This window comes from Kitasatospora albolonga (assembly GCA_002082585.1).
GTDB classification, from domain to species: Bacteria; Actinomycetota; Actinomycetes; order Streptomycetales; family Streptomycetaceae; genus Streptomyces; species Streptomyces stephensoniae.
Genome location: CP020563.1, coordinates 7662725 through 7675920 on the forward strand (window position 1 = coordinate 7662725; position 13196 = coordinate 7675920).

The window sequence follows — 13196 nt, forward strand, 5'->3', positions numbered from 1 at the left end:
CCGGCACCGGTCCCGCAGGGCGTGTCACCCCTCGCCGGTACGGTCTTCCGCGGCGGGCAGGCCACCCCTGAAGGCGCTGACCCTTTGGCCCGAGGAGACGAACAACTCGTCGTCCGCGGTGATGTCCAGGGCGCGGACGGGGCCGTCCAGGAGCACGACGCGTTCACCGCGGTCCCTTCCCGGCCGCCACGACCACACGCTCCCGTCCTCCCCGCCCGAGAGCACGCTCAGGCCCGAGGCGTCGTACCGGGCGACCAGCGCGGTCACCGGACCGTCATGGGCCCCTTCCCGGCCGACGATCCGGTGGCCGTCGAGGGCGTCCTCGACGATCACGGAGCCGTCCCTCGTACCGACGCAGACGACCAGCCGGCCGTCGAACAGAGCACGGGCCGAGGGACCGGCCGGACCCGCGCCGGAAAGGCGGGAGGAGGCGGAGGGCCAGCCCGCATCGATCAGCCGGGGCGTACCGGGCTGATGAATCCACTGATGCCCCGCCCCGTCCGTCACCAGCGCGACCGCCCGCCCCGCCAGCGAGATCCGCTCCGCGTCCACGAGGTCCGGGAGATCCGGACCCTCCGTCTCGGCCATCCGCCCTGTGTGCCCTTCCAGCGCCCCGTAGCGGCCGCTGCCGGTGTCCAGGACGAACAGCTCCGTCCGGTGGCCCGACGGCAACGCGACGATCCGGTCGGGCGGAGGACTGAAGGGGGTCGTCCACCACGGAATCCAGGGCAGGGGCGCGCCGTGGACGGGCGAGGCCAAGCGGTGGGCCAGCTCCGGGTCCCCGGCCCTCAGCGCCGCGAGGCTCGCGGCCATGCGCCGCTCGTGCAGGGGGGCCCGGCGGTCCAGCAGCCGTTCCAGCACCGGGGGCGGCAGGCCGGGGGAGCCGGAGCGGGCGGACCGGAGACCGTCCAGCGACCCGGGATCGGCCCGGATGAGGAACTCGGGGTCGTCGAACAGCTCCTGTTCGCGTCCGGCCTCCCGCGCGAGGGCCATCACGTGCCGGAGGACGTAGGGTTCGGCCGCGTCCCAGTTCCGGGTGGGCGGGGAGCCCAGCGGAGCGAACAGCCGGTCCAGCAGGACCTGTCGCCAGCTCGGGAATCTCCCCGACTGTTCGAAGTCGTCGACGAGATGGTTGGCGATCGACTGGTGGAAGAGACGGTAGAGCAGGGTCCCGTTGGTGTCGGTGACGGTCCGCAGATAGAACCGTGCCGCCCCGAGCGTCTCCTTGACGGTGGCGGACGACGGAGCGGACGGCAGGGGGCCGCCGTCGCCCGCGAAGAGCGGGGCGATACGCCGGAGCACGGAGGTCGGCATGCCCTGGCCGTGCGCGGTGCCCAGGGCTGTAAGGACGGGCCGGAGCCAGAACAGCTCCGGCTGGGACCGCAGTTCCAGTTCGAGGAGCTCGGTCAGGCTCCGCGGTACGCGGTGGGCGGCCTCCGCCGCCTCATCCGCGGTCATCGCCGTGTCGAAGCCGGAGTTGACCAGGGTGCGCGCCCACAGCCCGGCGACGAGGAACGCCCCCCAGACCGACTGCGGAGAACCCCGGTCGACCAGGGTGGCGGCCAGCACCCGGGCGAAGGTGTGGACGACGGACCCGCGGTGACGGAACCCGCGGGTCGTCCGCAGGATCTCGGTGACGTACTCCGCCACGTCGTCGGCCAGTTCATCCGGCGGTATGCGATCGAGGTCGACGAGAAGGCCGCCCCCGGCCGCGGCGTCGATCAGAGGACCGAACTCCGGGTAGTGCCGGGTGGCGACCAGGACCCGTGCCAGAGGACGGCCGTCGTCCCGGCCCTCGAGGGAGAGCGGCAGCAGCAGCCGGTTCATCACGTCGGTGCCCTTGGCCATCTCGTCCAGGGCATCGACCACGATAACCGGCGGCACCCTCATGCCCTTGGCGGCCTTGAGGAACTGGCGGGGGTCCTGCGCGGTGACGCCCAGCTGGCGGGCCAGGGAGGCGCAGATCTCGGAGAGGCCGCGCTGACGGGCGTGGACGGCGGCGAAGCCCGTACGGACGGGGCGGGGCGTTCGGTACGCCCTCTGCCAGAGATCTCTGCTCGCCTCGCGCAGTTCGGGGTGGGCCGCGCAGACGAGCACGCCGAGCAGGGCCGACTTCCCGGCGCCCGGCGCACCCGTGACGACGGCCGGGCCCCGGGCACCCGGATCGTCCAGCCAGTCGGACAGGGCTGCCAGCTCCCGTCGGCGGCCGGTGAAGCGCCCGAGTACGCCCCGCCCGTGCTCGGCCACCGCCGAGGTGCCTGAGGCCCGCTCCATGAAGTGCTGGTGGTCCAGGCCGCCGTCGGCGTCCTCCAGGAAGGGCAGCACACCGGGGGCGGTGGTCCGGGAGAGGCGGCTGTGTCTGCGCCCGCCCAGGTAGGCGGGGTTGGGGAAGAAGGGCGGGGTGTCGTCCTCCGGGCTCCCTCTGTCGGAGGGGCCCAGGACGATCACCTTCTCCCCGGTGTCGTACACCGTTTCCCGCCGGACCTCCGAGGCGAGCATGTGCAGCGGAACGGCGGGCAGAGCCGGGTCGACGTCGAGGGCTCCGTCGCCCAGTCGCCGCAGGGTGGAGGCGATCCTGCGGCTCAACGTCCCGACGGGGCCGGGATCGTGCCGTCCGCCGGTTCCGAGGATCAGCCAGGTGTGCGGCGGGAGATGGTGCGGGTGCCACCGGGAGGTGCTTCCAGGGGCGTGGCAGGTGTCGATGACGAGGAGGACCGGGGGCCGGAACGCGTCGGGGGAGTCGAGGGGAGCGGCGCTCAGGACGTGGTCCAGCCAGCCGCCCTCCGGGGCGTCGTGGGCATCCGGCCGCAGGCTGCCGGGGCCGGGGGTCCCGTGGCCGGTCACATAGATGACGCAGAGGTCGTCGGACCGGCGGCGCTCCAGGAAGTCGAGCACCTCGTCGGCCACCCACCGGCCCGGTACATCGAGCCTGGTGGCGCATCCGTACCCCGCTCCGGTGAGCGCGTCGGCGAGGTCCCTGACACGTTCGGCCGTGAGGTGCCGGGAGACGCCGCGCGGGTCCGGAGAGCCGGACTCGTGGTCGTTCGTTTCGAGCCCGATGCACAGAGCCCTGCGCCCGCGTGCCGGCGAGTCCAACGGATGACCTCCTGCTTGCCCTTGGGCCCCAGCCTAGGGCACATTCCGTGACGGGCACTCCGCTCCCGGGCGGTCTCCAGTAACGTGAGCCCGCAGCGTGACCGTCGGACGAATGACGAATACCGAGGATGACCGGATGCCCGAGGCTTCCGACGAAGCCGGGGGCTTCCAGGGCGTGGCCATGAGTCTGGCCGTCCATGATTTCGCAGGGGGCTACCGCACCCTTCCGTTCACGCGGGAGGCCCTGGCCCTGCGTGAGGCGCTGACCGCCTCCGGGTACGCGGTGGAGAGCCACGACGGGCTGACGGCCGAGGCGCTGGGGGCGAAGGCCCGCGCGTTCCTGAAGGCGCCGGGGACCGCGCCTCGGCTGCTGCACGTCCTCAGCCACGGTGTCTGCCCGCTGCCAGCCGGGCGGCTCCATGTCGTGGGCTCTTGCGGGCAGTTCGACGAGGCCACCGACGTACAGGCATGGCTCGACCTCGTCGACCTCTACCACAGGGACCGGCCGTACACGCTGCTGGTGCTCGACCTGTGCAACGCCGGTCAGGCCGCCTGGCCGGACTGGACGCAGAACGCCGTCGGCTTCGAGCGCCGGGCCTGGGTGATCGGAGCCTGCGACGAGCTCGACAACGCCTACAACGCCCGTCTCACCCAGGGCCTCGCCGGGTTCCTGACCCACCTGGGCACCGACCCGGCGTCGCTGGGGCTCGACACCGTATCGCCCCACCTCCCCTTCGCCACGCTGGTCGAGGAGGCCCGGGCGCGGGTCGACGAACTGGCCTCGGCACCCGGTGCCCACGGGCAGCGCGTCACGGCCACCCCCTACGACGGGGCCTACCCCGACCTCCCCTTCTTCCGTAACCCCCTGGCGGTCTCCACCGCCGTCCAGCTGGACGAGATACTCGACTTCGGCCACTGGCAGCGGGCCTCGACCGGGAAGATGACCGCCCGGCCGCACCGGCCGGGCGTCGGCTTCGTCGGACGGTCGGCACAACTGGGCCGGATCGCGAGATGGCTGGACTCCACCGTGGACGGCGACGCGGACCTCGCCCGGCTCTGCCTGGTCACCGGACGGCGCGGTTCCGGCAAATCGGCACTGCTCGGAGTGCTCGTCTGCGCGACGCACGACGACTTCGACAAAGTCGACGACCGCGTCTGGCTCACCGCGTTCGGTGGGAACGCCCCCTCGCGGCACGGCCCCGGACACATGGCCGCCGTGCACGCGCGCCGACGCGGTCTCGGCGCGATCCTCGGCTCGGTCACACGGCAGTTACGGGTGGGGGACCGGGTACGGGAATGGAGCCACGAGACCTCCCCGGCACGCGCCCTGTGCGAAGCGATCAGGGAACTGCCCTATCCGCCGGTGCTGGTCATGGACGCCGTGGACGAGGCCGAGGTCCCGTCGGAGGTGATGGGGGAGCTGATTCAGCCACTGTCGGAGCGCCGCCCCGACGGGACCCCGCTCGCCTACTGCCTGGTGGGAATCCGCGACGAGGGGACCGCCCACCCGCTGTGCGCGACGGCGCGGGAGTCGGGGCTGTTCATCGACCTCGAGGAGGTCGACCCGCACACACTGCGCGAGGACCTCCACACGTATGTGTCCATGCTGGTGCGTACGGAACCGGCCTATGCCGACGTACGGTTCAGCGCCGCCCGGCCACGGCTGGCCGAGGGCATGGCGGTGTCCCTGACCGGCCGGCCGGTCGAGAGCCGGGGCGGCGAGTTCCTGATCTCGGGGCTCTACACCCACCACCTCCTCTCCCGCACCTGGCCGGCGTTCGACGCCGGCTCCGCGGAGGCGCTCGGCCGGGCAGTACCGCTCGACCTGGCCGGTGTGCTGGAGCTGGACCTGAAGTCCGGCGCCGCCGGGCAGCCGTTGCGGCTCCCGCTGCTCACCGCGCTCGCCCACACTCACGGGGCGGGCATGCCCGCTTCCGTCGCGCTCTCCGTGGCGTGGCTGTTCCTGCCCGGTGGGGTGCCCCCGGACCCGTACGAGGCCCAGGAGATCCTGGACGGCGAGAGCCACTACCTCCGCGTCTCCGTGGACACCGACGGAACACCGCTGTACCGGCTCTACAACCAGGCCCTGGACGACCACCTCCGGACAGCGCGGGGCGGTACGGGCGACGGGAGCCCGCCGTCGGCGATCCTGGAAGCCGTCCTGGCCGCGGACACCGTACGGTCCACCCCCGGCCGCACCGCGTGGTCCACGCCGTACGTGCGCCGGCACGCCGCACAGCACGCGGCCGACGAGGGGCGGCTGCTCGAACTCCTGGCCACCCCGGGGTTCCTGATCCACGCGGACGTGGAAGTGCTCGGCCCGCTGCTCGCGCGCCTGCTGCCCCGCCCGACCGAGCCGCACGCCCTCCTGCTGCGCACCCCGGCCGCCCGGCTCCGGGGCCTGCCCTTCGGAACGCGGCGGCAGCTGTTCGCCCTGGAGGCGATGCGCTGGGGCACGCCCGCCCTTTCGCACGAGCTGCTGTCCGCCGCCGCCCACGGGGCCGCGCCCGCGCGCACGGTTCCGCTGTGGTCCACGGGGACCAACCTGGACGCCCGGCAGCTCAACGTGTTCGCCGACCACACGGACGCCGTGGACGCGGTGGTGGTGCTCGACCTCGACGGGCGGCCCGTCACGGTCTCGGCGGGCGCGGACGGCACGATACGTATCGCCGATCTCGGCGACGGCAGCCCGGTGGGCGAGCCCCTCACCGGACTGGCCGCACAGATCACCTCCCTCACGGCCGCCACCCTGGAGGGCCACGACCGCCCCGTCCTGATCACCGGATCGGCCAACGGGCCGGTGCACGTGTGGGACCTGACGACGGGGAAGCAGCTCGGCGGTCCGTTGCTGGGCCATACCGGCCGGGTCATGGCGATGACGACGTGGGGGGCTTCGGGGGAGACGCTTTTGGTGACGGGGTCTGCTGATGCGACGGTTCGGTTGTGGCGGTTGCCTGGTGGGGAGCCGGTCGGGGAGCCGTTGGTGGGGCATACGGATGAGGTGACGGCGCTTTCGACGTGGGGGGCTTCGGGGGAGACGCTTTTGGTGACGGGGTCTGCTGATGCGACGGTTCGGTTGTGGCGGTTGCCTGGTGGGGAGCCGGTCGGGGAGCCGTTGGTGGGGCATACGGATGAGGTGACGGCGCTTTCGACGTGGGGGGCTTCGGGGGAGACGCTTTTGGTGACGGGGTCTGCTGACGCGACGGTTCGGTTGTGGCGACTCCCGGTGAGGCATGACCCCGACGGCCGGGCTTTGGACAGTCAGGCCCCCGATGGTCAAGTCCTGGCCGGCCAGGCCCTGGACGGCCAGGTCCCGGACGGCCAGGTCCCGGACGGCCAGGTCCCGGACGGTCTGGTCCCCGTCGGGGAGCCCAGGGCAGGCCACACGAGTGCCGTCACCGCTCTCACGGTGCTGCCCTCGGACATGGGAGGGACCGTTCTCTCCGGCGACGCGACCGGCCGCATCCGTCAGTGGCCCTTCCGGTGGCCCGCCGGAGGCAGCCCGGCGGAGGGCACCGTCCTGCGCGGTCACACCGGCGCTGTCACCGCTCTGTGCACGAGCGGTGGGCCGGGGGCGCGGGTGCTGGTCTCCGCCGGTGACGATGGCACCGTACGCAGCTGGGATCTGACCGGAGAACCCTCGCTTCCGGCTCCGGCGCCCGGCCACGACGGCGCGATCCGCGGCCTCGGCCGTCTGACGTCGGGCGGGCGGGACATCGCCGTCAGCGCGGGCGCGGACAGCACCGTCCGGTTCTGGCGGGCGGACGGCGGCGGCCCGGCCGAGGACCTGCCGCCGATCGCCCTCCCCGCCGGACCGGCGGCCCTGGACTGTTCTCCCGAAGCACGGCTCCTGGTGACCGGGACGACGACCGGTGCCGTACTGCTGCACAGCGCCGACGACGGCACCCGCCTCGCCCGGGAGGTGGGACATCGATCGGGTGTCACCGCGGTCACCTGCCTCATGATCGGCGGTACGCCGTGCGCGGTCGTCGCCCATCAGGACGGCCTCGCCCAGGTGTGGGACCTCCGGGAGAAGAAACCGGTCGGCACGCTGTCGGGCCACCGGGCAGCCATCGCCTCGGTCTCCTTCTTCGGCTCCGCCCCCGTACCCGCCGCCGTGACCGCGGGCTACGACCGGACCGTACGGCTGTGGGACATGGCCACGTGCAGCGAGTACGGGCAGCTCACCGGACACCCCGAGGCCGTGACGGCGGTGGCGTGCACGGTGCTCGGCACCGTCCCCACCGCCGTGACCGCCTGCGCCGACGGGAGCGTACGGCTGTACGAGCTGGAGAACCACGGCCAGTCCGGCGAACTCGCCGGACACACCGAGTTCGTCACCTCTGTGGCGTGTGCCGGGGTGGACGGGGTGCCCACCGCCGTCACCACGTGCCGGGACGGCACGGTCAGGCTGTGGAACCTCACCAGTGGCCGCCAGGCGGAGGAACTGCTGTTCCCCGACCCCGTCCACCGGGCGCTGTGGCTTCCGGGCGACCGCCTCCTCGTGGGGTACGGCATGGATGTCGCGGTGTTCCAGGCGAGCGGTCTGCACGACACCGATACCGACGCCGACGAGGACTGAGGTCTTCCCCGGTGGGAGGCTCCCGGGGCCTCTCAGCCCAGGTGCCTCCCGAGGACATCGGCCAGCTCACGGCACATCAGGTAGTTCTTCACCCCATGGGGGTTGAGGACGTTGAGCGATACGGTGATGTCCTCGTCCAGCCCCTCGAACCTCTCGCCCAGACGGCCCGGCGGCAGGGCCACGGGATCGCCGACATCGGCGATGTTGACCCATCGCTTCACCCGCGGCGGCCTGATTCCCTTGACGCCCGGCGCCGGATCGAGGCGGTCGAAGACGACACGGGGCACACCGAGCGGACTCCCGAGCGTCACGAGGAGGTCGATCCCCTCTCCCAGGTCCGGGTCCGCGCACAGGGTCTCGTACGTCACGACGCTGCCGAGGGAGTGGGCCAGGACGACCCGGGGCCGGTGCTCCCGGAGCGCGTCGGCCACACGCTGCCGCACCTTCTCCCGCCGGCCTGTGTCCAGCGGATCGAAGTAGCAGGCGAGGGAGTCGGAGGCGCGCGCCAGCAGATCGCGGACCTGCTCCCCGAAGTGCTTCACCAGCGCCTCGGCGGGCTTGCGCACCAGCCACTTGTGGGCTCCGTTCTGACTGATCTGATCGGCCCACTGCTCCCCGAGGCTCGCGCGGCCGAACTCCTCGGCCCAGGTGACGAACAGCTCGCGGCCCAGCGGACCGAGGCTCTCCACATCGGCCGTGCCCATCGGAATGTCCTGGTCGAGGCAGTCGGCGTAGTAGACGACGGGCAGCGCCTCCAGGGGCGGCCGGGTCGGGGCGTACTTCGCCCCGCCCTGCCCGATCCACCGCAGCCAGTCGGCACCGATGGCCCGGTTCGCGAGCGCGAGGTCGTCGCCTGCCCGGGTGAAGTACTTGCGATTACCGATTCCGTGCACCCCGAGAACTGACATCCGGCCCCCGCCTCCGCGCCCGCCGAGCGTCGCCGTGACGCTCCTGAGGACACCCATCGTCGCAGGACGGACCCCGATCGGCAGGGCGATGGGGCAAGTTCACGCGGGGTCGCCTTCCGTGTGCACGCGCGGCTGCCTTCCGCGTGCACACGGGGCCGTCTCCCCCTGGATCATGCCGAGTTCGTGTCCCCTGTCCGATCGCCGCCCTCGGGGCTCGCGGCTTCCCAGCTCATGCGGGTCACCACGTACGTCTCACCGTCCTCGGGAGGCCGACTCCAGGAGCGGGTGGTGAACGTCTGCAACCGCCCGTTCACGAGGGCGTGGCGCGGCAGCCGGACACCGAACTCCTCGGCCACCGCTGCCAGCAGGGACCGTTCCGTGTCGGCACCGTGCTCACCGCCGCCGAAGAACCGGCTCGGGTCCAGGGCCCGGGGTATCTCCCCGCCGCTCCTCCGGATCTCTCCGCCCGCGTAGGTGAAGGCGTACTCCTCGGTACCGTCCCGTGCCACCGAGAGGTGGAAGAACGGCTCCCCGCGCCGCGACCTCAGGCCGCCCCACACGACCACCGCGCGACTGCCCGCGCCGACGGACGCGGCCGGGGCCGGGGAGACGAGCCGGGGCTCATGGAACGGGGCCGGGTCGCCGTCGAAGGCGAAGCTCCAGCCGGTGCCGGCCCGGCCGACCGCCATCAGAGCCCTGTCGTCGTAGGTCGAGGACTCGGTCCGGGCCTCCCACGACCTGTGGCGCGCCTCGTGGAAGGTCATGGGTGCGGAGAGTGCGGCGCCGTTCCCGTTCCCGTCCCCGTCCGTGAGGCGTGTGTGCAGTTCCTCCGGCTCCACCCCCGCCACCAGGACGAACCGGTAGGAGGTGAACTTATGGCCCGGATCGGGGTCGGCGAGCCACACCAGGCCGTCCGGGTCGAGCCCCTCCGTCGGAGCCGGTGCCTCACCCGCCTGTCCGCCCCTGGGAGTGGACAGCAGCTCGTGGCCCCGCTTCGGGGTCAGCAGCGGCCCGAGCACGGGGTCGGCCACCCATCCCAGCGGCGCCAGGTGGTCCGGCCCCAGCGGTTCCCACCGGGGCAGGGCGTCCATCAGCGTCCGCCACGCCCCGTCGGTGTCGCCCCACCACGCCAGCTCCCGCGCCCGTTCGACCGCCTCCCCGAACGGCCCGGCCGCCGTGTACCGGTACGTGCCGTTCCGCACCTGGTCCAGCGTCGCGTACGCCTGCGCCACCAGGCTGTCGTCGGCGCCCCGCAGATGGAAGGTCAGCGTGGAATCGTCCCGGTACGAGTGCGCCGCGTGCTCGGCGACCAGCGGCGGCAGCAGCTCGGATGCGTAGCGCGGGTCCGTCACCAGGCCGTCGAAATAGACCATGGAGGTCTGTCCGAGCAGACGGCGTATCTGGTCACCGAGCCCGGCCGCCCGCGGCCTGCCGTACTCCTTGGCTTCGTCCAGCGCCTTCAGCGCCTGCTCCCAGCCACCGCCCAGCGCCTCCAGCCGGGCCGCCTCCACCAAGGCGTCCAGTGTGCGCGTCGTATCGTTGGCGAACTCCGGCCCCCCGTCGCTCCGGCTCACCCCCAGGCTGTGGAACTCCCGGAACATCTCCCGCATAAACTCGCGGAAGTTCGCATGCCGTTCAGGCGGCGCCGCCCGCCAGCTCGACCAGGTGTAGACGGCCCACTCGCCGTCCTCGTCCACATCCTCGGGGTCCATGAGGACATGGGTGATGTCGGACGCGACAGCGAGCTGAAGCCCGCGCTGCCAGAGGCCCGCCTCCCGCCACTCCTCGGGCTCGGAGTCCTCGTCCAGATACTCCTCGAACATGTCCGCGAGCCCGGACTCGTTGTTGTGCCGGTGCGCGTCCCGGGTCCCCGCCAGCAGCCACACGAACCCGCCCGCATGCCGCCACCCGTCGCTGACCTTCAGGAACTCCCGGTACGACGGGGGCATCCGCCGGCCGAGGCGCTCCTCCATCGCGGCGATCCGCTCCTCGGACGCGGGCGGGAACCCCAGCCACCGGGTCCGCCGCGCGGTCCCGTCGTCCTCGCCGTGTACCTCGCCGTCCGGCAGCGAATCCGCCCACTCCCCGCTCCACTTGAGAAGGAAGGACCGCCAGTCGAAAGCCATGGTCTCCGTCATGGGTCCGATGCTGTCACCCACCACTGACAGTGCTCGCTCCGCCGACGGCGCCCCACCTCTGGGATCATGGTGGGCACCCCGTGGGAAATCCGTGCCGTTGTAAAGTGAAAGGCGCCCTTGACCTGCACGATCAGGCAGGGAGCCAACCCTCTAGGAGTCCGCATGCTGCGCACGATGTTCAAGTCCAAGATCCACCGGGCCACCGTCACCCAGGCCGACCTGCACTACGTCGGTTCCGTGACGATCGACGCCGACCTGATGGACGCCGCCGACCTGCTGCCCGGCGAGCTGGTCCATATCGTCGACATAGACAACGGTGCCCGCCTGGAGACGTACGTCATCGAGGGCGAGCGAGGCTCCGGCGTCATCGGGATCAACGGCGCCGCCGCACACCTCGTGCACCCCGGTGACCTGGTCATCCTGATCAGCTACGCCCAGGTGGAGGACGCGGAGGCCCGCGCGCTCACCCCGAAGGTCGTCCACGTCGACACGGACAACCGGATCGTGGCACTCGGCAGCGACGCGTCGGAGCCGGTGCCCGGAAGTCGTACGGAGCGGAGCCCGCAGGCGGTCGCCGCGCACGGCTGAACCGGCGGGGTCCGGTGATAAGGCTCAACGGAACGAGGAGAGAGCAGAGGCCCATGGCGGAGAACGCGGCAGCAGAGATCAGCGACGACCGGGAACGCGGCACGCTCACGGCGTACGAGGGCGGGAAGGCCGCCGGGACGATCGCGTACTTCGTCATGGAGCCCGCCCAGGGCGCCCTCGTGGCCGTCCACACCGTGGTCCGGCCCGAGCACGAGGGCAAGGGCATCGCCGGGGCGCTCGTCCGGAAGTTCTACGCCCTCGCCGCCGAGGAGGGGGTGCCCGTCGTGCCCCTCTGCCCGTACGCGGCCAGGTGGGCGCAGCGCCATCCGGACGAGGCGCCCGCGGCTCCGGAGGAACTTGTACGGGAGGCGGAACGGCAGCTCAAGGACCACCCCGAGCTGTTCTGAGGCGGGTATGGGGCCGCCCACAGACCCGCCCACAGGCCCGCCCGTCTCAGGCCCTCAGCCTCAGGTCCTCAGCGCGGTGTCCGCCGCGCCCCGGGAGGCCAGCTCCTGGCGGATGTACCACTCGGTGCTCAGCGCCCGGTGCTGGTCGTCCGGTGACAGCGCGGCGATCCGGCCGGGCGCGGCGCCCCGTACCACCTCGCTGCGGTGGGCCAGGATCGCCGCCAGCTTCCGGGGCAGCCAGGGGGCGACGTCGACCGTCGTGGTGATCCACGCGTCATCGGAGACGTAGAGCGCCTCCACGGGCGTGCCCCGTCGGCCCATGCGTCCGCCCACCGCCTCGGCGGCCGAGCGCGGGTGGGTGGCCAGGTAGAGGGCGCTCGGCTGCCAGGGCTCACCGGCCTCGGGGTAGAGCCGGGCGAGGCCCGAGGCGCGGACGGCCAGGGCGGTGACCCGGTGGGCGTGTACGTGGTCGGGGTGGCCCGTCATGCCGCCGTAGGGGTCCGGGGCGATCACCACCTGCGGCCGGACGGCGCGGATGTGGGCCACCACGGCGCCCACGGCCTCGTCCAGCGGCGCGTCGAGGAACCGGGGGCGGCCGGGCGCCGACTCCGGAACCTTGGCGTCCGCGTAGCCGAGCGGCCGGGGCGGACCCGCGCCGAGGATCTCCAGCGCCCGCGCCAGCTCGGCGACCCGGTGGGTCTCTTCCGCCCAGGTCGCGGTGACCACCGCCGTCCGTGCGCCGGCCGCCGCGTGCTGGGCGAGGACGCCGCCCGAGAAGAGGGACTCGTCGTCCGGGTGCGCGTGGACGGCGAGCACGCTCGGGAGGGGAGGCGGCGCCTCCGGGGTCGCCGGGGCCGCTGTGGAGTTTGCCGCCGGGCGGGTGCCGGAGGCGCCCCGTACGTCCGCCGCGTGGCGCAGCATCAGGTCGAGCGTCGAGCGGCTCAGCCGGAGGCGGGGGAGGACCTCCGGGGCGAACCAGTGCAGCATCACCCCCTCCGTCAGCGTGAGCCGCGCGGGGTCCCCGTTCCACCGGCCGGAGTAGACGGCCACCGGAACCGGCGTACCGTCCATGCCGGTCGCGGTCTCGACGGCGTACGGCTCCAGCACGGGCAGGTCGAGGCCCGCCTCCTCCCGTAACTCCCGCCGGACGGTCTCCTCCAGCGACCGGTCCTGCGGTTCCCGGCCGCCGCCCAGGAGCGACCAGGCGCCCGGCTCCCAGATCCGGCCCGGGAGGTGGTCGCGCAGGTGCATCAGGTACTGCCCGGCGTCGTTGCGGATGAGCGCCGAGGCGTTCACCGGCTCGGCCGCCGTGGAGCCGGGGACGGGTACGGGGGCCTCGGTCGGGCGAGGCGGCTGGTCGGTCACGGGGTGACCGTAGCGCCGGGCGGGAGGCGGGGTGGTGGGTTCGGGTGCGGGGTCAGTCCGGCGGGTGACGGGTGGGGTGGGCCGCGGTCCGTACGTGTGGACTCGGCAGGCG

7 protein-coding genes are annotated in these 13196 nt (G+C 72.8%); 3 read left to right on the top strand and 4 right to left on the bottom strand.

All coding sequences use genetic code 11. The annotated features are described in order from the left end of the window. Positions 1 to 24: 24 nt before the first annotated feature. Positions 25 to 3096, bottom strand: a complete 3072-nt coding sequence (locus B7C62_33295) for a hypothetical protein (GenBank protein ARF76618.1) — start codon at positions 3094 to 3096, stop codon at positions 25 to 27. A 112-nt stretch (positions 3097 to 3208) separates the two neighbouring features. Here B7C62_33295 and B7C62_33300 point away from each other — a divergent pair, with 112 nt between their 5' ends. Further along, positions 3209 to 7678 (top strand): hypothetical protein, encoded by a 4470-nt coding sequence (locus tag B7C62_33300; protein ARF76619.1) that lies wholly within the window; start codon positions 3209 to 3211, stop codon positions 7676 to 7678. A gap of 32 nt (positions 7679 to 7710) precedes the next feature. Here B7C62_33300 and B7C62_33305 read toward each other — a convergent pair whose 3' ends face one another. Both B7C62_33305 and B7C62_33310 read right to left on the bottom strand, forming a co-directional pair. After that, a complete protein-coding gene (locus B7C62_33305) occupies positions 7711 to 8571 on the bottom strand; it encodes a hypothetical protein (protein ARF76620.1) in 861 nt (286 codons plus the stop codon). A 185-nt stretch (positions 8572 to 8756) separates the two neighbouring features. Continuing rightward, the gene (locus B7C62_33310) at positions 8757 to 10724 is read right to left on the bottom strand and encodes a cell wall assembly protein (protein ARF77494.1); all 1968 of its coding nucleotides are present in this window, start codon (positions 10722 to 10724) and stop codon (positions 8757 to 8759) included. A 162-nt stretch (positions 10725 to 10886) separates the two neighbouring features. Between B7C62_33310 and B7C62_33315 the strand changes: the two genes are divergently transcribed. Next, positions 10887 to 11312 (top strand): aspartate 1-decarboxylase, encoded by a 426-nt coding sequence (locus B7C62_33315; protein ID ARF76621.1) that lies wholly within the window; start codon positions 10887 to 10889, stop codon positions 11310 to 11312. Positions 11313 to 11365: 53 nt separating this feature from the next. Then, positions 11366 to 11719: a GNAT family N-acetyltransferase gene (locus B7C62_33320; GenBank protein ID ARF76622.1), complete on the top strand. Its 354-nt coding sequence runs from the start codon at positions 11366 to 11368 to the stop codon at positions 11717 to 11719. A 60-nt stretch (positions 11720 to 11779) separates the two neighbouring features. Here the strand turns inward: B7C62_33320 and B7C62_33325 are convergent, their stop codons facing one another. Then, positions 11780 to 13084 (bottom strand): hypothetical protein, encoded by a 1305-nt coding sequence (locus tag B7C62_33325; GenBank protein ID ARF76623.1) that lies wholly within the window; start codon positions 13082 to 13084, stop codon positions 11780 to 11782. Positions 13085 to 13196: the final 112 nt, after the last annotated feature.

Excerpts from the sequence above, each read along its gene's own strand:
- B7C62_33315 (ARF76621.1), top strand. The coding sequence starts at position 10,887 with ATGCTGCGCACGATGTTCAAGTCCAAGATCCACCGGGCCACCGTCACC.
- B7C62_33300 (ARF76619.1), top strand. The coding sequence starts at position 3,209 with ATGACGAATACCGAGGATGACCGGATGCCCGAGGCTTCCGACGAAGCC.
- B7C62_33310 (ARF77494.1), bottom strand. The coding sequence starts at position 10,724 with ATGACGGAGACCATGGCTTTCGACTGGCGGTCCTTCCTTCTCAAGTGG.
- B7C62_33320 (ARF76622.1), top strand. The coding sequence starts at position 11,366 with ATGGCGGAGAACGCGGCAGCAGAGATCAGCGACGACCGGGAACGCGGC.